At 39.1% G+C, this 16,956-nt stretch carries 18 protein-coding genes and 2 pseudogenes; 1 reads left to right on the top strand and 19 read right to left on the bottom strand.

Annotated features, from left to right (window positions below):
- Positions 1-177: 177 nt before the first annotated feature.
- The 8 genes and pseudogenes from FHX64_RS00595 to FHX64_RS00630 all read right to left on the bottom strand — a co-directional run.
- A pseudogene (locus FHX64_RS00595) lies at positions 178-918 on the bottom strand (DegT/DnrJ/EryC1/StrS family aminotransferase); the annotation flags it as partial.
- Entirely contained in the window at positions 911-1,552 is a 642-nt protein-coding gene (locus tag FHX64_RS00600) for an MBL fold metallo-hydrolase (RefSeq protein ID WP_183411902.1), read from the bottom strand. The gene FHX64_RS00600 and the pseudogene FHX64_RS00595, both read right to left, overlap by 8 nt.
- The gene (locus FHX64_RS00605) at positions 1,530-2,294 is read right to left on the bottom strand and encodes an SDR family NAD(P)-dependent oxidoreductase (RefSeq protein WP_183411903.1); all 765 of its coding nucleotides are present in this window, start codon (positions 2,292-2,294) and stop codon (positions 1,530-1,532) included. Before FHX64_RS00605 ends, FHX64_RS00600 begins: the two co-directional genes overlap by 23 nt.
- Positions 2,291-3,349, bottom strand: a complete 1,059-nt coding sequence (locus FHX64_RS00610; RefSeq protein ID WP_183411904.1) for a ketoacyl-ACP synthase III — start codon at positions 3,347-3,349, stop codon at positions 2,291-2,293. The genes FHX64_RS00605 and FHX64_RS00610 overlap by 4 nt, the downstream gene beginning before the upstream one ends.
- A 2-nt stretch (positions 3,350-3,351) precedes the next feature.
- Positions 3,352-3,573 (bottom strand): acyl carrier protein, encoded by a 222-nt coding sequence (locus FHX64_RS00615; protein ID WP_183411905.1) that lies wholly within the window; start codon positions 3,571-3,573, stop codon positions 3,352-3,354.
- 12 nt (positions 3,574-3,585) lie between these two features.
- The gene (locus tag FHX64_RS00620) at positions 3,586-4,230 is read right to left on the bottom strand and encodes a PglD-related sugar-binding protein (RefSeq protein WP_183411906.1); all 645 of its coding nucleotides are present in this window, start codon (positions 4,228-4,230) and stop codon (positions 3,586-3,588) included.
- A 10-nt stretch (positions 4,231-4,240) separates the two neighbouring features.
- Positions 4,241-4,849 (bottom strand): sugar transferase, encoded by a 609-nt coding sequence (locus tag FHX64_RS00625; protein WP_183413481.1) that lies wholly within the window; start codon positions 4,847-4,849, stop codon positions 4,241-4,243.
- A gap of 15 nt (positions 4,850-4,864) precedes the next feature.
- Positions 4,865-5,692 (bottom strand): polysaccharide deacetylase family protein, encoded by an 828-nt coding sequence (locus tag FHX64_RS00630; protein ID WP_183411907.1) that lies wholly within the window; start codon positions 5,690-5,692, stop codon positions 4,865-4,867.
- Positions 5,693-5,901: 209 nt separating this feature from the next.
- On the opposite strand from FHX64_RS00630, the gene FHX64_RS00635 reads away from it, so the two are divergent.
- Positions 5,902-7,176: an IS4 family transposase gene (locus FHX64_RS00635; RefSeq protein WP_183411908.1), complete on the top strand. Its 1,275-nt coding sequence runs from the start codon at positions 5,902-5,904 to the stop codon at positions 7,174-7,176.
- A 42-nt stretch (positions 7,177-7,218) separates the two neighbouring features.
- On the opposite strand, the gene FHX64_RS00640 is transcribed toward FHX64_RS00635, so the two are convergent.
- The 11 genes and pseudogenes from FHX64_RS00640 to FHX64_RS00690 form a co-directional block, all read right to left on the bottom strand.
- Complete coding sequence (locus FHX64_RS00640; RefSeq protein WP_183411909.1) at positions 7,219-8,223, bottom strand: 3-oxoacyl-ACP synthase III family protein; 1,005 nt, start codon at positions 8,221-8,223, stop codon at positions 7,219-7,221.
- 24 nt (positions 8,224-8,247) lie between these two features.
- On the bottom strand, positions 8,248-8,997 hold the full coding sequence (locus tag FHX64_RS00645) for an SDR family NAD(P)-dependent oxidoreductase (RefSeq protein ID WP_183411910.1): 750 nt from the start codon (positions 8,995-8,997) through the stop codon (positions 8,248-8,250).
- Between the two features lie 7 nt (positions 8,998-9,004).
- Positions 9,005-10,060, bottom strand: coding sequence for a 3-oxoacyl-ACP synthase III family protein (locus tag FHX64_RS00650; RefSeq protein WP_183411911.1), 1,056 nt, complete (start codon positions 10,058-10,060; stop codon positions 9,005-9,007).
- A complete protein-coding gene (locus FHX64_RS00655) occupies positions 10,060-10,290 on the bottom strand; it encodes an acyl carrier protein (protein WP_183411912.1) in 231 nt (76 codons plus the stop codon). Before FHX64_RS00655 ends, FHX64_RS00650 begins: the two co-directional genes overlap by 1 nt.
- A 35-nt stretch (positions 10,291-10,325) precedes the next feature.
- A complete protein-coding gene (locus tag FHX64_RS00660) occupies positions 10,326-11,312 on the bottom strand; it encodes a GNAT family N-acetyltransferase (protein WP_183411913.1) in 987 nt (328 codons plus the stop codon).
- Positions 11,313-11,378: 66 nt separating this feature from the next.
- Positions 11,379-12,512 carry a glycosyltransferase family 4 protein gene (locus FHX64_RS00665; RefSeq protein WP_183411914.1) on the bottom strand — a complete coding sequence of 378 codons (1,134 nt, stop codon included), beginning with the start codon at positions 12,510-12,512 and terminating at the stop codon, positions 11,379-11,381.
- On the bottom strand, positions 12,509-13,609 hold the full coding sequence (locus FHX64_RS00670) for a hypothetical protein (RefSeq protein ID WP_246392247.1): 1,101 nt from the start codon (positions 13,607-13,609) through the stop codon (positions 12,509-12,511). Before FHX64_RS00670 ends, FHX64_RS00665 begins: the two co-directional genes overlap by 4 nt.
- A gap of 38 nt (positions 13,610-13,647) precedes the next feature.
- A complete protein-coding gene (locus tag FHX64_RS00675; RefSeq protein WP_183411916.1) occupies positions 13,648-14,859 on the bottom strand; it encodes a glycosyltransferase in 1,212 nt (403 codons plus the stop codon).
- A gap of 53 nt (positions 14,860-14,912) precedes the next feature.
- Positions 14,913-15,723, bottom strand: a pseudogene (locus FHX64_RS00680) (KilA-N domain-containing protein).
- A gap of 104 nt (positions 15,724-15,827) precedes the next feature.
- Positions 15,828-16,271, bottom strand: a complete 444-nt coding sequence (locus tag FHX64_RS00685; protein ID WP_343053501.1) for a glycosyltransferase — start codon at positions 16,269-16,271, stop codon at positions 15,828-15,830.
- Positions 16,193-16,912, bottom strand: coding sequence for a hypothetical protein (locus FHX64_RS00690; RefSeq protein ID WP_183411918.1), 720 nt, complete (start codon positions 16,910-16,912; stop codon positions 16,193-16,195). Before FHX64_RS00690 ends, FHX64_RS00685 begins: the two co-directional genes overlap by 79 nt.
- Between the last annotated feature and the right edge of the window lie 44 nt (positions 16,913-16,956).

Genomic DNA, 16,956 nt, shown 5'->3' on the forward strand with positions numbered 1-16,956 from the left:
TTAAAACTATTTCCTGCGAAAATACTCTTTTCCTTATCAGTTCCAATATACTTTCCGGCGTTTTTTTTCATGATAATAACTATTTGATTCTGAAACAAATATACAAAAAATAACTCATATACACAAGCGTTTATTGTTGATAATCAGATAATTATATCGCTAACTTAATGACATTGCCCGTCCGATGCCGGCGCAAATATTACTCATCCGGTAATTGTATCCTATTTCGGAATGCTGGTAGTGTGGTGCTGCATCCCGGGCTTGAGTGGCATAAAATTTCGTTTTTTGAGCTTCTTGCTTTGTAGAGCAGACTAACGCTCCTCCTCCGGAGGTAGTAATAATTTTATTGCCGTTAAAGGATAAACAGGCAAATTCACCAAAAGTGCCACATTTTTGGCCGTTGAATGTTGACCCCAAGGCTTCAGCAGCATCTTCCAGCACCGGAATTCCGTAATGTGTAGCAATTTCCATGATGGTATCCATCTGTGCCGGCATGCCATAAAGATGAACCGGAATAATGGCTTTGGGTTTCTTGCCTGATTGCTTGATCCGCTCTTCTATGGCTTGTTGCAGAAAATAGGGACTGATATTCCATGTTTCCGGTTCACTATCCACAAAAACCGGTTTTGCACCTAAATAGGCAATAGGATTGGCCGAGGCCGAAAAGGTAAACGATTGACAAATGACTTCATCACCTGCACTTACCCCCAGTTGCAACAATCCCAAATGAATAGCGGCGGTTCCTGAACTTAGAGCGACTATATGTTTATTTTCACCAAGATATTCTGTCAGGTTTTGCTCAAAAGCATCCACATTGGGCCCTAATGGAACAACCCAGTTGGTATCAAAAGCTTCCTGTATGTATTTTTGTTCTTCGCCGCTCATATGAGCAAGCGAGAGCCATATTTTTTTATGCATTGTTTGTTCTGTCATCTATGGGTACAATTATGGGTCCATGTCCTGCACAAACCGTTGTGTCGGATTGGATGGTATGTAGGATTCTTGTCAATGATTTTTCAGCCTCTTGTTTATTGCTTTTGGGGAAGGTGGCTACTACTTTCAATCCTGGAATATAAGCATCCCCTGTAAAAAGATGCTGATTAACCTGATATGTGAGACAACTCCAGTCGTGCCCTTTTGTCTCCATGACATGAAGCGTATGATTGGGAAATAATTCCACAACATCATGCTCTTTCAGGATAGCAACATCATTTGATTGATAAATAAATTCTGTGTGATGATAGCGGGAAAAATTATATTTTGGTTCATACAGGCTTACCGCTCCATTTTCGGAAGTGAACACATGAATATGTGGGTATTGATCTTTTAATGTATTTAGTCCGTAGATGTGATCAAAATGGGTATGCGTCAACAGAACACCTGCGACTGTTTTGTTGTTCTCCTTTAACCATGCTTCCACCTGATAGCTGTCCCCGCAATCAATAAGCCAACAATGGCGTGAGTCGTGATCGAAAAGAATATAGGTATTTGATTGATATACCGAATTGATAATCTGATGCACCTCCATGTTATTTCGCCGTATAGCCTCCATCAACAAATAAGTTGGTTCCGGTTACCCATTTTGAAGCATCGGAAAGTAGATAAATACAGGCATTTGCTACATCCTCCGTTGTTCCGAGCCCTAGCAGGTGTTGTTTTTCCAATGCGGCTCGTTTTTCAGGATCAGCCATGTGGGGCAGGTTTTCATTGATGGGTGTAACAATAGCTCCTGGCGAAATGGCATTTACCCGGATATGTTTGGGCGCCAGTTCACAGGCCAGAGAACGCACTCCGGCAAGTAATGCTCCTTTGGTCATTCCGTAAAGCGATTTCCCGGTTTCACCTACCGATCCCATGATGGACGAAAGAAACACGATACTTCCACCTTCTTTTGCAAAATGTCCCATTTTACATACCTCTTTAGTGAGATGATAGGCGGCAAAGACATTGGTCTGAAAAAATGTTTCCATCATTTCAACTGTAACCAATTTGAGAGGTTGGGTAGTCGAAATCCCGGCACAGTGAATTACGCCGTCTATCCTTCCTTTTTGTTCCACCATTTTCTCAACGGCAACGGTTACATCTGCATATTGTGCCAGATCTAGTGGAATAAGCAAATGACGGAGTTTATTTTCCATGCAGGATAATGTTTCCTGTAAACGACCTTCATTACGCCCGGTTAGCAACACGTTTGCCCCCATCTTCGCACAACTGATGGCACACTGCCTACCTATTCCAGAAGAGGCTCCTGTGATCAGGATATTTTTTCCGGTTAAATCAAAAGGATTGCTCATACTTCCACAATGTCACTGACCTTACATTGATTGAAACGAATGACTGCCGAAGCCCATGTCATGCCCACACCGAAAGCGGATAATAATATGGTTTTGTCTTCCTGTAACTGATGCTGTAATTCACTGACGATTGTCAACGGTACCGATACTGACGATGTATTCCCATATTTTTCAATGGTAGAGGGAATTTTTGTGGCGTCCAGTTTCAGCTTTTTGGCCAGATAGGTGTTGATAAAGGTATTGGCCTGATGAAAAACAATATAATCCAATTGATCTTTATCTGCACCTGAATAGCTTAGAATATGCTGAATATCGGATGGAATTTCCCGTATGACAAAGTTAAAGACATCCCCTCCTTTCATATATCCCTGTTCCTCGCTCCGGATATTTCCATACTCATCCACCACTTTTTCTTTTATCGTTTCCGCAGAACTGGGCTTGCGGTAACCGCCGGCTTCAATCTTGATCAAATCTTCCCGTGAGCCATCTGAATTCAGTGAAAAATAGCTTTTCCCGAACCTTTCATTGCGTTCGATCAGGGTAGCCGAACCAGCATCGCCAAATATAAAGGCGGTCCGTCGATCCTTAGGGGAATATACTTTTGAGCGGGTTTCGCCGTCCAGTAGTAAAGCCTTACGCAGGCCATGCTGTTGCATAAGTGCATACACCGTACTCAATCCGTAAAGATAGGCCGAACATCCCAGATTCATATCAAATGCCAGTGTCGATTGCGGAAGTTTCAGGCGTTCCTGCAAAAGAATAGATGTTGCAGGCATTCGGTAATCAGGCGTCTGCGAAACAAAAATCAATACATCTATTTCAGAGCGGTCTGTTTGATTGTCGGCAAACAGCTTTTCCGCTGCTGCGAAGCATAAATCGGACGAACAGGTTTTTTCGTCTGCGAAACGCCGCTGAAACACCCCTACCTTATCGACCACTTCCTTCACCTGATCGGCAGGAAAATAATGTGTATATTCATAATTATTGATAACGGTATGGGGCACAGCCGCTGCCATGGCCGAAATTCCAATGCCGTCAAATTGTAATAGAGCCATAACTATTGCTGAGTTGCTGCGTTATATAAGTCACGAACTGTTCTAAGTTTTTTGAAATCAGCTTCTTCTATTTGAAAGTCGTAGATTTCGTCGAGCATTGCGATCACGGATAGATAGGCTAATGAACCCCATTCCGGATATTCTCTGAATTGATCATCCATAAAAATTTCCCTATCCTCAATTTCAAAAACCTCTTTCAGGTCAGTCAAGAATTTATTTTCCATAATAAGCTTGGTTTATATGTCTTTTATTATTTTCGCCGGATTTCCAAAATACGTAAACCCATCTTTCGTATTTCGCATCACTACACTATTAACTCCTATGCGTACCTCGTTTCCAATGTTTAGTCCTTGTAAAACGGTTGACCGGACACCAAAAAAATTACTATCCCCGATTGCGGTTTCTCCTGAAATACGTACATCGGGTTGTAGCATATTGAAGTTTTTCAAAGATACATCATGACCTAATGAAACACATCCGTTCAAAAAGTTAAAATTTTCCATTGAGACATCACAACTGATCCTGCCCCCAAATCCGATATAATTACCGATTCCAATAGAAAAGGAATCACGATCGAAAAATAATACATTCGGGGCAATGATATTGGGAAAATAAATATTGGAATTGTTTATTTTACCGGTTAGCAAGGCAATCGTAGAAGGTGATGCGATAGCAAGGATAACTGCTAGTCTTTTATCATGGCTATTTAATGTATCCATATTGCCCAGTACCTTGCCGTATCGGTTTGCTGTCCCTGCTTTCACTCCATCATCAAAATAACCGATCAGATGCCATGTGGAATTAATCTTATTTATAGCATTAAGTACACAGGCTATCTCCCGGCCAAATCCTCCAAATCCATAAATTGCAATATCTTGCATATAATCCTTTTTATTCGTTTCCCGTAAATGGTTTCATTGTTACGGCTGTCTCTGCATCGATCCCTTCCCGTCGAATCACTTTTTGAATTGTCATTCCTATGATTTTGATATCCAGTAGGAAAGAGATATGATCCACATACCATACATCATACTCGAATTTTTTCTGCCAACTGATGGCATTCCGTCCGTTTACCTGTGCCCATCCGGTTATACCGGGTTTCACATTATGACGCCTTGCCTGTTGTTGGTTGTACAGGGGAAGATACTCAACCAGCAAAGGTCGTGGACCTACCAGGCTCATATCTCCCTTTATCACATTGATCAATTGCGGCAACTCATCCAATGATGTTGATCGTACAAATTTACCGATTTTAGTGATTCGTTCCTTATCAGGAAGTAATTTTCCAGATGCATCCCGTTCATCTGTCATAGTTTTGAATTTCATTGCCTTAAAAATCTTCCCGTTTTTCCCGGGTCGATTTTGGATGAAAAAGACACCGGCTTTTTTATTGCTGAAATGCAAAAGGACAATGAGGAGCATCAGTAATGGAGACAGAATAGCTAAAGCAATAAAAACAACGGCAATATCAAAACTAGGTTTAATGATGGTAGAATACATTTGTGTCAAACACCTTTATAATTGAACGATGGGGACCGCTGCCCAGTCTATCGTACGATTTGCAGCTTCAACAGACATAAATTCAAAATCATGAATAAGCCGGGATAATTTCATAAAGGCATGCTGTATGCCGTAATAATTTTTGAAATAACGCAGATTCAACATTCGCTTTTGTTCTGCATCGAAATCCCGTATATGGCAATAGCTCATTACATAAGGCTCTTTTAGCATAAATGACCGAATGAATGCATAAGGCAACAGGCGTAAATACCCTCCTCCTGAATAAGCAATCTGTTTCCCCAAAACGGAATGGGTGCTGATGGGAAATTCTTTGATAGCTTTATTATTGTATGATATAATACACGGACTATTTTCCTGAAAACCGGGAAATCCTCCGAAATCTCTGTTGGTAGGAAATATGGAACAATCATATTCTATCCCCACTTCTTTTAGAATAGGAAGAGCCCATTGCGTGGAACGTCCAATAGAAAAAGCGGGAGCCCGGTATCCCTGCACCTTTTTTCCTATAATATTTTCCAGTGCATCAATAGCATTTTTTGTGTCTCTGTAGAATAATTCGGGTGTAAGGGCTGTCACCCATTGATGCTGGTCTGAATGACATCCGATTTCATGCCCTTGGCGTGCAATTTTTTTGATTACGTCAGGATACTCTTTAGCTACCATTCCCAGACAAAAGAAAGTGGCGTTTAGCTGTTGTTGCGACAGCATATCAAGCACCTCGTTCAGGTAACGATCTAAGAGGGGCAAATAATAATCTTTTCCTCCTTTTGGGTACAACTGGTAGATGTACCACTCTTCAAGATCAAAGGTTAGGATGTTCATATTTGTAAGCTATCAGAAATTGGAAACCAATGTCGTTTAATTAAGAATACCCATCTTAGAGTCTGACAGGAAATGAATTACCTCAAAGAAAAAGTTGTTTGTATTTTGTAGTGTGAGAATTTCTTCGTATTTTTAAACCATATATTAATGGGGGTAACCCAAGTACTAATCAAAAAGCGGATTACCGTGGAAATGTATCTAAAAACATAGTGTATGAACTTGATAACGAAGAGTTTAGGGGACGCTCACGAGGTGTCCTTAAAAAAGTATTTACACGAGATAGAGTACTGACATTCAAAAATTTAATTGTATTGATCATAACATTTAAGTCATCCATACAACGAGAATTAGACGGTTTTTTCAAAGCGGTTAATCAATCGGATTTTAATATTCGAGCCGTAACAAAAGGTGCTTTTTCGACAGCTCGTTCCAAATTGGATCCATGGGCTTTTGAACGACTGAATGAAGTTGCTGTGAATACTTTTTATGATGAAGCGCCCTATTATTTATGGGAAGAGCATCGGGTGTTAGCTGTCGATGGAACGCGTTTGGTGCTGCCGAATCACCCAAGTGTGGTAGAGGAATTTGGGGTGCATGAATTTGGTCCCAAAGCAGATAGCCCACGTTCATTGGCTTTGGGATCGGTGCTGTATGATGTTTTGAACAAGGTTACTATTGAAGGGCAATTAGCACCTTATTCAAGCAGCGAAAACAGTTTATTAATGAAGCATTTATCCAAAGTCAAAAAAGGAGATTTATTGCTACTTGATCGGGGCTATCCAAGTTTCTGGTTGTTGTTTTTACTTCAGGCCGAGGGGATTGAATTTTGTGTTCGCTTGAAAGAGGATTGGTGGTTAAAGGTAAAAGATTTTACCGAAAGTGAAGAAAAAGAAAGGATCGTAACTTTTACCTTGCCAAAAAAAGACAGAAAGAAGTTGGCTGAATATCCCCACATGCAAGATACAACGATCACCTGCCGTTTAGTAAAAATAGGTTTGCCGGATGGAAGCAAAGAGATATTGTGTACCTCTTTGATAGATGCAGAAAAATATAAATACGAAGATTTTGATGAATTGTATCATCTTCGCTGGGGAGTAGAAGAAGCATATAAGTTGCTAAAAAGCAGAATAGAATTAGAAGATTTCTCAGGTAAAACAGCCATAGCGGTAAGGCAAGATTTTCATGCAAAAATCTTTTTAATGAGTCTTTGTGCTATTTACGCGCATCCCATTGACGAAAAAGTAAGAGAAGAATACAAGGCTGATGAACAAAGAAAATACAATCAACAGATTAATCAAACAAATGCTTTATCAATGACTCAAAATATTCTGATACCACTACTGCTTAAACAACAATTTGAAAAAGCAATGCAGGCATTCGATTCAGTGGTTGAAAAAACCAGAGAAGTCATCCGTCCGGGACGTAGTAACGAACGAAAGAAAAAGCCCAAAAAACTTTACTCCATGAATTACAAAAGATTATAGCTTCACCTTAATTAAACGACATTGAATTGGAAACACTTAAATTCAAAGAAATTTTAGTATGGTTCCTCCCCACGAATAGCCTACTCCAAACCCTGCTAATAATACATTATGGTTTGATTGAATGGTGCTATCATGCATTGCTTCCTTTAGAGCAATGGGTATTGTGGAGGATACGGTATTCCCAACTGATTCAAGAAAATAATAAAATTTATCCTCAGGTATTTGGAGCTTTTTGCGTAAGTAGCTTAACATGTACTTATTTGCCTGATGAAAGATGAATTGATCAATTTGTTCCTGTTTCAGATGATTAGCCACTAAGGTATTTTGAATAAGGTTCGGCACTACATCTAATGTGAAATTAAAAATTTCTGTGCCATCCATGTAAAGATAATCAGACGATTTGGGGTTATTCTTTTCATCAAATACCAAATTTCCTATTGAGTCAGGATGTCTCATTCCTCTGCTTTTTACAATAAGCCGGTCATATCCTCCTCCATCAGTTCCCAATGAAAAGTTTTGTATGGCAGCTATTCCTTCACTTCCAATTAATGTGGCAGAAGCTCCATCTCCGAAAATAGTACGGTTTGCTTTATCCATCGGATGTAAAAATTTGGAATAAGTCTCTGCTGTCAGTAAAAGAACGTTATGAGCTATGCTTGCTGAAATTAACCCTTTGGCTAATGAAAGCCCATAAATATAGCCGCTACATCCCAAATTAAAATCGAGTGCCCCGGCATGTTGAGGAATACCCAGGCGTTGTTGTAAAATGCATGCTGAAGTGGGTAAAAAATAGTCCGGGCTTTGTGTGCAAAATAAGATAAAATCTATTTCAGAAGGTTGGATATTATGTTCTGTAAACAGATTTGTGGCTGCTTTGTAGGCCATATCGGCAGATGTCTCATCCTTTGTTGCTATGTGCCGTGTACTGATTCCTATTTTTGAAGCCACTTTTTCTACTGTCCATTCCGGAAATTCCTGAATCAGTTGTTCGTTAGTAAGTTTATTTTCTGGCAAATAATATGATATGTGCTTAATATAAGCTTGCATGCTATCGTTTTTTGATCATTATAATTATAATAGGGTATATCCTCCGTCAATTAGGAGGTTGGAGCCTGTTACCCATTGACTGGCATCAGACAATAAATAAATTACAGCATAGGCCACTTCTTCAGGTTTTCCATAGCGTTTTAATGGATATTTCTTTGTGTCTTCTTTCAATTGATCCTCGGAAATTACTCCCTCATCAAATATGGATGTTTGAATCATACCCGGGCATACTGTGTTGACACGAATAGAGCGCGTTGCCATTTCTATTGCCATTGTTTTGGCTATTCCATTAATTGCACCTTTGGATGCAGAATAGATGCCTCCGGAAATTGCAGAGCAATAAACACCGGATATGGAAGAAATAAAGACAATGGAAGCCCCTTTGTTTAATTTTTTGTTTTTATAAAGTGTCTGGGTAATTAACGTGGGTGATACAAAATTCACCTGCATGATAGCTGATAAATCATTGGCATTAATAAACTGAATAGGAAGAGATTTTGTGAATCCGGCACAATGAACCACTCCGTCCAGATTTGGCAATGTGTCTATCAGGTGATCTATTTCTGTCTGTTTTGACAAATCAGCTAAAATAAAGCGATGATTTTTGCCGGATAATTGAGCAAACGTCTGTTGCAGCCGGTTCTGGTTACGACCACTAATAATAAGCTTCGCTCCTAGTTTAGCGCATTCGATAGCAATTGCCCGACCAATTCCGGACGAGGCGCCTGTTACCAGAACAGTTTTTTCTTCAAGCGAGAAAGGGTTGTAACTCATAGCGTATTTAAACTTCTATAAGATCAGAAATAATTAGATTATCCGTTTCAAAATATACACTTCCCCAGGAAAGTCCAACTCCAAATCCGCAGGCAATCAGTCGGTTTCTATTATGGTTTAAAGCTTCACGGCATTGTGTTACCATTGTTAGTGGAATGGTAGCCGAACTGGTATTCCCAAAATCCTTGAGAGAGTAGAGAACTTTTTCAACAGGAAGTTTGAGCTTTTTTCGAATCTTTTCATTCATAAATAAATTAGCCTGATGAAAAACGAAATAATCAATTTTTCCCATATCAATATCAAACTTATCAGCCAATTTATGGATCGTTTCCGGGGCCTTATTAATTCCAAACGAAAAAACATCCATGCCATTTAAGGCAATATTTAGAGAATTTCTAATAATGTCTTCTTCAATACATTCTTCTTTTAATGAATTGACTGAGTAAGGATTCCGATAGCCTCCTTCTGGTATAATAATTGCTTCGTACCCACTCCCATCAGTAGCCATATGAAACTGGAATCCTTTATCTCCTTCGTGGTATTCAATAGCAGTACATGTCCCGGCATCACCAAATAAAGGCCATGTACTTTTATCTTCAACTGAACACGATTTTAGGACTGTGTCACCTGTAAGCAACAACCCTTTTTTCATATTGCCATTTTGGATTAAGGCTCCAATGGTGCTTAACCCGTAAATCCATCCGGAACATCCTAACGATATATCCATTGAGTAACATTCTTCGGATAATCCCAATCTATGCTGTAAAATGCAAGATGTAGCCGGAAGAATATAATCAGGCGTTTGAGTCACAAAAATGAGGCAATCGATCTCCTCTTTGTTCCATCCCAAATCTGCAATCAATTTTTCAGCAGCATAATAACAGAGATCAGATGTGGTGACATTGTCTCCAGCAATTCGTCTGCGCTCAACACCCGTTGAAGCCATAAATTTTGCGGCATCCTCCCCCTGAAACAGTTTTAGATTATTATTTTCTTCGACTGTCGAAGGTACACATACGGATAGACCATGGATTTTGACATTAGGAACAGACAAGAAAGCCATTATAATCTTGATTTAACGATATTGTACAAATCTTCTACTGTTTGTGATTGACGTATATCATCTCCTTTCAGTTTTACCTGATATGTTTCATCAGCCATAGCTATTACCGAAAGAGCCATCAAAGATGACCATTCGTCCAATTCTTTAAATTTTGTCGTTGGTGTAAAAACCGATGCATCGGTATCATCAAACTGTGCAGCAAACGTTTGAACGAAATTTTGAATTTCCATAAGGCATACTTTTTTATTGTTAAATAATGATTCATCTATCTGGCATCGAAATTCAACAAACCGAAATCCCAGTTTGTTGAATCTGACAATATATGTATTAAATCTGTATGTTTTTCATCTAACAGATTATAAGTCAATGGGAGTTGTTGTGGTTCAAATTTCTTAGGGAGTTTGAAAAATACATACTGCTTTATATTTAGAGTTCCGATAAACATAATGATATCCGGTTTGTCAGTTTGAATGATATGATTGACTAGCGATGTCAAAGCTTTGTTTGTTCTACTGCCATTATTTCTAAAGTCCAATATGTAGGCTGTTCTCAACCCTTTTTCTTCCATTATCCGGTAGTATCCTATATTTTCTTTTGAATCTCTGAAACAATTGATGTTCTTTTTTTTAAACCGTTGCTTTTCAAAATTATCCGAATACTCAATTTTTATTTTTGTATATTCGGATACGATAGGTTTAGTACTTGATACAAATTTAGCTAAAAAGAGATAAAACCGCAATAGAGGAAAATAGAAAATGTCGATACTTTTTAATAATGATTTTCCTGCAAGGTTTGAAATTGAAACGGGTAATACGTAATATGGCAAATCAGCTACATGTTTGGATCCAATAAATTTCACTGCCAACATAAACGAATTCTTATTCGGAACGCCATATAATATTTTGATATCAAATTTCTTACATTCGTCCATTAATTCATTTAGCATATCTACATACAAAAATGCTTCAGTGCGATATGCTTTTCTTACATATGTTCCCCCGCTTAATCCGAATAGCATACGTTCTCCTTGAACAATATACCAATATGGGAATAGTGTGGTTTGAGCGATAATGCGGTTCTCATTGTTTCGTGCAATGGCATGATACGAGTAACCCAAACAGGAAGAGGTATAATATGCTTTGAATTCATTTACGCTCTTTTTTAGATTAAACGATTCATTAAACCCAAATACAATATCTTCCCAGTCTGTCTGCGTTAGGTCTGTACTTTTTATGACTGTAATCGTATACATGTTACAATTTACAATGTTTTGTCATGAATGCATGAATTGTTTGATACACTCTCGAAGAATCATAGTTTATTCCACAAATTGATTGGCAAGCGAAGCGGTAACGGTCAGCGCATAAGACGTGGATTTCTTTGCATATTGTTCTATTCTCTCCGGATTATGTTTGCACAAACGAATGAAATGTGCTATTTCGTTAATTTCGTCTTGCTCAAAACATTTTCCTACACCATATTCATTTACTAAGCGATATAATTCTGAATCTTTCCCTGTAATGCAAAGTAATGCTTTTCCTAATTTAAGGAGGTTATACGTTTTGCTGGGTACACATACCCGTCCCGCTTCCTTTGGTGTTGCAATGACAGCCATATCAGCAGCGCTTAAGGAATGAGGCAACTGGTTTGCATCCTGATAGGGGAGGAACCGGAAAAGACTTTCCAATTGCAATTCATTTACCCGGTTTATCAGAGCTGTTTTTCCCCATCCTTCTCCTATAAATAAAAAGAGAAGATTGGATTCATCCCGTAGTTGGTCGGCTACCTCCACAAGGGCTTCCAAACCCTGCCCTTTGCCGATATTGCCGGAATACATGACAACAAATTGATTGACAAGATGTTCGTTTTGAATAAATTGATTTTCTGCTTTCTGAATGATTGTGTCGAAAGCGTTACTACTCCATACTGGAACTACGGTTATTTTAGTTGGTGGACAATAGGTAGCAATAGTTTGTGCCATGCCGGGAGTGATCGTAAAAACCCGGTGTGCTTTTGCATAAAATTGGATAGTACTTTGTGCCCACCAACGGTACAAAATTGATTTTTCGGTAATAAACCCTCCTAATACAGCTCCATCAGGATACACATCATATACCAATGCTGAATAGTGATGTTTCAAAAATGGCGATAAAAAAACAAGCGTAGGTGGATTCGACACGAAAAAGATTTCATAGGTTCGGAATTTGAATAGTAATAACAGAAAAACCTGTAGCGTGGCTATTCCCCAGGATAACATTCGTTTAATGGTGGAGCTGCGATGGTATGAAATGATGTTGGTTACTTTTATCCGGTTATCCAGTGGTATTTTGATGGGATTAATTCGACCTGCTATTAACACGACTTCATCAAATTTCCCTGATTGCACAAAAGCATTTGCAATGTCTATCATGAGATAGCCGGAACTTTGATTGATAAGGACAATTTTCTTCATGCTTTACGTTTTGCAATAAGGTCTCCCAACTCCATGGAGGTCATAAACTCCACTTCGGGCCAGCGTTTGATTATTTCAGACAGTAAAATATCTAATTTCTTTAATCCGTTTGCACGGTTTTCAGAATGGATAGTCCCCATATAATTCACACGATGTGAACTTATTGTGGCCGGTTTATGACAATGGAAAGCTATGTCAATTTCTTTCAGACAGGCGCTTACCCAATCCCAATCACGTGCTTGCTCCCAACTGTTGGGTTCGAAAAAACAATTTCGGGTCAGGTAAATCTGACCGTGCTTGTTACATTTACCTATGTAGCGGAAGTGTTTTTTATACTTTCCATCACCTAGGGGCTCGCTTTGTATTTTACCCGTACCAATATATTTCACCCCTTCCGAAGCTGTAATCTCTTCGAGTGAATTATTAAACGGGCCGTTGGTGGGAATAAAAAACGAAGAACGGTAACCAAACAATTTTTCAAATGCATTCATGCCAGTTATAATCACTGCGTGTAGATATGGCAAATCGTTTGGAGTATCAATATCGAAAGCAGCCCTCAAGTCAGGCAAACGTTCATCATGCAGGCCTTTACTTAATGCAGACATGCCATACTCAAATGCCAGTCGCACCGTTTCATTCTCTTTCTGCAGTAGTCGCATCCAGCGTTGTACGTTCAGGTGCTCCCTTCCGTGAAATACCGGTACCAGCAATCGCTCGCGGATACCCTGCTGCCATAAATCGTATATACGGTCGCATCCGGGAAAATGTTTGGCCGTTTCGGTAAACAATTCGTATTCGTACTTAGTAAATCCATTAGCACTGATTTTTTCGAAATCGGGATTAGCCACCACATTGACACCAGTCATTACCACGGCACGTCCTGTCGCGTCCTTATGATTACGAAGAACATCGAACAGCATTTCCATATCTTCATTCGACTCCAGTGTATCGTTGTTCACATAATGCGTGGTAAGCGGCACACCCTTAGTTTTCAGAGCTTCCAGCGATTTCTTATCCGGCATATACACCGAGCCCCAGTCATCACTTTCAATGACCACTATTTTTCGCTTCGTCCGCCAACCAGGTATGTTACTCAAATAAACCTGTAATTCTGATTTTTTTGTTCCTGTGTACATTATTTTATTACGGTATTAAACAGTTCCACATAGTCCTTATACCGGTCATCCTTTGCAAAAAGCTTTTCTGCACGCTTTCGGCATTTTTCTATGTAATGTATTTTACCACAGGTTAGCAACTTTTCAACCGCCTCTTTCAATTCTTCCACATTTCCCTTTTCAACAACTATTCCCGTTTCCGCATCCACCGCTTCGGGACTTCCTCCTGTACGGTATGTTATCACCGGAGTTCCGCATGCCAACGCTTCGATATTGGTAGTGGGAAAATTATCCACGTAGGTAGGATTTACAAATATCGTAGCTGCCGAGTACAGTGCTGCCAGCTCTGCTGTATTTTCAGTGCGGTTAATTGCTGTTATTGCTCCTGGTAATTCCAAAGTCTGTTCAGTCGATAAGCCAACCAATACGATTTGAATATCTTCTGATAATAATTTTCTTAATGCGATAAAAACATCCAATCCCTTCCGCTTGTCCCAGGTACTGGCCACGCCAAGAATATAAGGCTTTTCGGATATACCGTAATTTTGCAAGATACTAACATCTTTAACAGGGCTAAATATCTCTAAATCCACTCCGTTGTTGATTACTTTTACGGGATAGTTTTGAAGGTATGAACTTCTAACATGCTGAGCCAGCCATGCTGAAGGTGTGACTATTGTCAAATTGTTCAACCCGTTGAAAATTTCTTTCTTTCGGTAATAATTTATTTTCGATCTATCGAAAAACCAGCTTTCGGGATACCCTTTTCGGTTGGGGCAATGATGACACTCTGTTTCCCATTTATGACAATCATAACGGTCGAAAAAACTACAATGCCCCGTAAACGGCCAGCAATCGTGAAATGTCCAGACTACCGGTATCTGCACACGCTTTAAATAGTCAAATAATAATTTTATATTGATATAATAGCCGTGCAGATTGTGGATATTGACTATGTCAGGTTTCCAGGCTTCCAGTTGCTTTATCAACACCAGCGTTGCCCGGCGGCTTGCAAATCCATGCGCATCGCAAAGCCGCGACTTCAGTCCGTGCCAGCGCATATCCCACTGATTGCCAATTTTTATGAGTGGCAACCGGCTGTTTACCGCGTTTCTTCCATAAGCAAACCGCACCTCGTATCCCGATTGCTGTGCCAGCAATCCTATTTCTTTGGCAATCCGTCCGGTGCTGCCGGTGTTGGCGGAGGTGTTAAGGAGGAGGAGTTTAGTCATTTCTTTTATTTCACAACTTGTCACGTAAAGACGGGAGCGTTTCGTAAGTTTTTTTATTTCAGTCTTTTTAGTGTATTACTTTCAAGTAGCGATTGCATTTGGGTAATGGCCACTTTGTTAAGCTGCATTAAGCGTTCCGGTTGCGAAAGCCCCTGGCGAATTAGCAAGGCGTTAATACTTTCCATATTGCTCAATACCACCAATTGCTCTAAAGTAGCCCAATCTCTTATATTTCCTGCTTTTTCTGCATTATTATCCCGCCATTCTTTTGCTGTAACACCAAAAAGAGCCACCTTGAGCAAGTCGGCTTCGTTGGCATACACAAAACTGGCTTGCGCACGGGTAATTTCTTTTGGTATCAGGTTATCTTTTATTGCGTCGGTATGTATCTGGTAGTTTACTTTGGCCAATGTACGCTGTAGGTTCCATTCTAATTTCAGTCGGTCGTTTTCATCGTTAAACGTTGAAATTCTTTTACAAGGTATATCTTGAATTGGGGACTAATCCACATACCAAACTCAAAAGCAATGTCAGGGTGGGCGTAAGTTCCTCCATATCTTCCAGCTTTAGCTTTAAGTCCAATTGCGTTGGTTTTTTATACCCACTCTTTTACGCTTAGCTTGTAACTATTCAGCCTGCCTGAGTTTTAATTATGGTAAATTCGCCATAATTAAATTCTGGATTGTAAACGGATTCCCAAATTCCGAGATATTCAACAGTGTTACGGTTCCGAAGCCAATCAGAAATAAAGGAATCGCCATCTTTTGCTTTGAGCATATCGGTAAGCGAGATATATTCCTGTTCTTTATCAAGTATAATTGTAATAATTCTTCCTTCAACTTCTATTTTTGTGTTTTTTGCCATAAGAATCTTCGTGTGATTGCATTTTTTAAAGCATACTCAATTATTATTTTTCGCTAGCTCAACTTATTGTTTCAAATTTGTAACTTTTTACCACCTCTGTTACCTCAGCCTCCTGCCGGTACTGCCGGTGTTGGCGGAGGTGTTAAGGAGGATGAGTTTTGTTTTAATTGAAGTTCATTTATAATTCTTCTGATAACTATATCGGGCTTTAACCATTTATTATAATAATCCTTTGCTCCAATCTCAAGCTTTTCCCTTAATTTATGATCTGATAATAATATATTTACTGCATCTATCATTTCACTTTCAGTTTCAACAAAATAAATATTTTCTCCATGAACCATTTTTTCAGGCATTTCATTCACAAATGGGGTTGAAATAATTGCTTTTCCCATTGCCAGATATTCACCCAATTTCCAGCCATGACAAGCCCATGCAGCCGGAGTATTAAAAACAAACGCAGATTTTTTTATGTTTTGCAGATATCCATCGGCCGGATAATATTTTTCTGTGAATACGTCTTTATATTGATTGATTTGTTCAACAATCCTCCTTCAAAAGTGCATTTTGAATTACTTTTGCAGGTCCGAATGAACATGGCTCGCAGGTTATTAACCAATTCACCATGTTCCTGATTGATATAAAAACCGGAAGCATGAAAAACATAATCCGCTCCAGATTGAGCAGTCTGATAAAAGTCTAATGTTTCTCTTTTCAGTTGCCAGCTATAGCCAGACAAAAATATTCGAAAATTAATCGGTAAATACTGGATTGACTTCAGGTAATTCAGAAGTAAATACTTTGTTGTATCAAAAGCACTCCAAATCCGTACTCCAAAATTTGTTCCGACAGGGATAATGCTGTGTTTCAGTTCTGATTGCAAAATCATAAAATCTGCATCTTCCGGATTAAAATTTACTTTACCGTACAAATCCGCCCATTCAACCGCAGAAATATTGATATTACTTTTATCACGATAATCTATCACTATCCGTTCAGTCTTATTTTTTTCATCTTGCAGTACAAAAGCAAAATACTGATCGAAACTTTCCTGCGGATTAGTTTGTCTCAAATCGGTAAATGGTTTGATAGAAAACTTTACATTCCGTTTTCCAAACGCTTCCCACAATCCTGTAATATAGTAAGAAGCATAACTGATACGGGCTCGGGGATCTATTGTGACTTTCATATTAGTTCGTTGACATTAATATTTTTTTCAGCTATACTGCCGGT

This window comes from Microbacter margulisiae (assembly GCF_014192515.1).
Lineage (GTDB): Bacteria > Bacteroidota > Bacteroidia > Bacteroidales > Paludibacteraceae > Microbacter > Microbacter margulisiae.

Bases quoted from the DNA above. Each gene is read 5' to 3' on its own strand.
- FHX64_RS00640 (WP_183411909.1), bottom strand. From the start codon at position 8,223: ATGCAAGCTTATATTAAGCACATATCATATTATTTGCCAGAAAATAAA.
- FHX64_RS00675 (WP_183411916.1), bottom strand. From the start codon at position 14,859: ATGACTAAACTCCTCCTCCTTAACACCTCCGCCAACACCGGCAGCACC.
- FHX64_RS00605 (WP_183411903.1), bottom strand. From the start codon at position 2,294: ATGAGCAATCCTTTTGATTTAACCGGAAAAAATATCCTGATCACAGGA.
- FHX64_RS00665 (WP_183411914.1), bottom strand. From the start codon at position 12,512: ATGAAGAAAATTGTCCTTATCAATCAAAGTTCCGGCTATCTCATGATA.
- FHX64_RS00655 (WP_183411912.1), bottom strand. From the start codon at position 10,290: ATGGAAATTCAAAATTTCGTTCAAACGTTTGCTGCACAGTTTGATGAT.
- FHX64_RS00690 (WP_183411918.1), bottom strand. From the start codon at position 16,912: ATGAAAGTCACAATAGATCCCCGAGCCCGTATCAGTTATGCTTCTTAC.
- FHX64_RS00620 (WP_183411906.1), bottom strand. From the start codon at position 4,230: ATGCAAGATATTGCAATTTATGGATTTGGAGGATTTGGCCGGGAGATA.
- FHX64_RS00600 (WP_183411902.1), bottom strand. From the start codon at position 1,552: ATGGAGGCTATACGGCGAAATAACATGGAGGTGCATCAGATTATCAAT.
- FHX64_RS00615 (WP_183411905.1), bottom strand. From the start codon at position 3,573: ATGGAAAATAAATTCTTGACTGACCTGAAAGAGGTTTTTGAAATTGAG.
- FHX64_RS00610 (WP_183411904.1), bottom strand. From the start codon at position 3,349: ATGGCTCTATTACAATTTGACGGCATTGGAATTTCGGCCATGGCAGCG.
- FHX64_RS00660 (WP_183411913.1), bottom strand. From the start codon at position 11,312: ATGTATACGATTACAGTCATAAAAAGTACAGACCTAACGCAGACAGAC.
- FHX64_RS00625 (WP_183413481.1), bottom strand. From the start codon at position 4,849: ATGTATTCTACCATCATTAAACCTAGTTTTGATATTGCCGTTGTTTTT.
- FHX64_RS00645 (WP_183411910.1), bottom strand. From the start codon at position 8,997: ATGAGTTACAACCCTTTCTCGCTTGAAGAAAAAACTGTTCTGGTAACA.
- FHX64_RS00630 (WP_183411907.1), bottom strand. From the start codon at position 5,692: ATGAACATCCTAACCTTTGATCTTGAAGAGTGGTACATCTACCAGTTG.
- FHX64_RS00650 (WP_183411911.1), bottom strand. From the start codon at position 10,060: ATGGCTTTCTTGTCTGTTCCTAATGTCAAAATCCATGGTCTATCCGTA.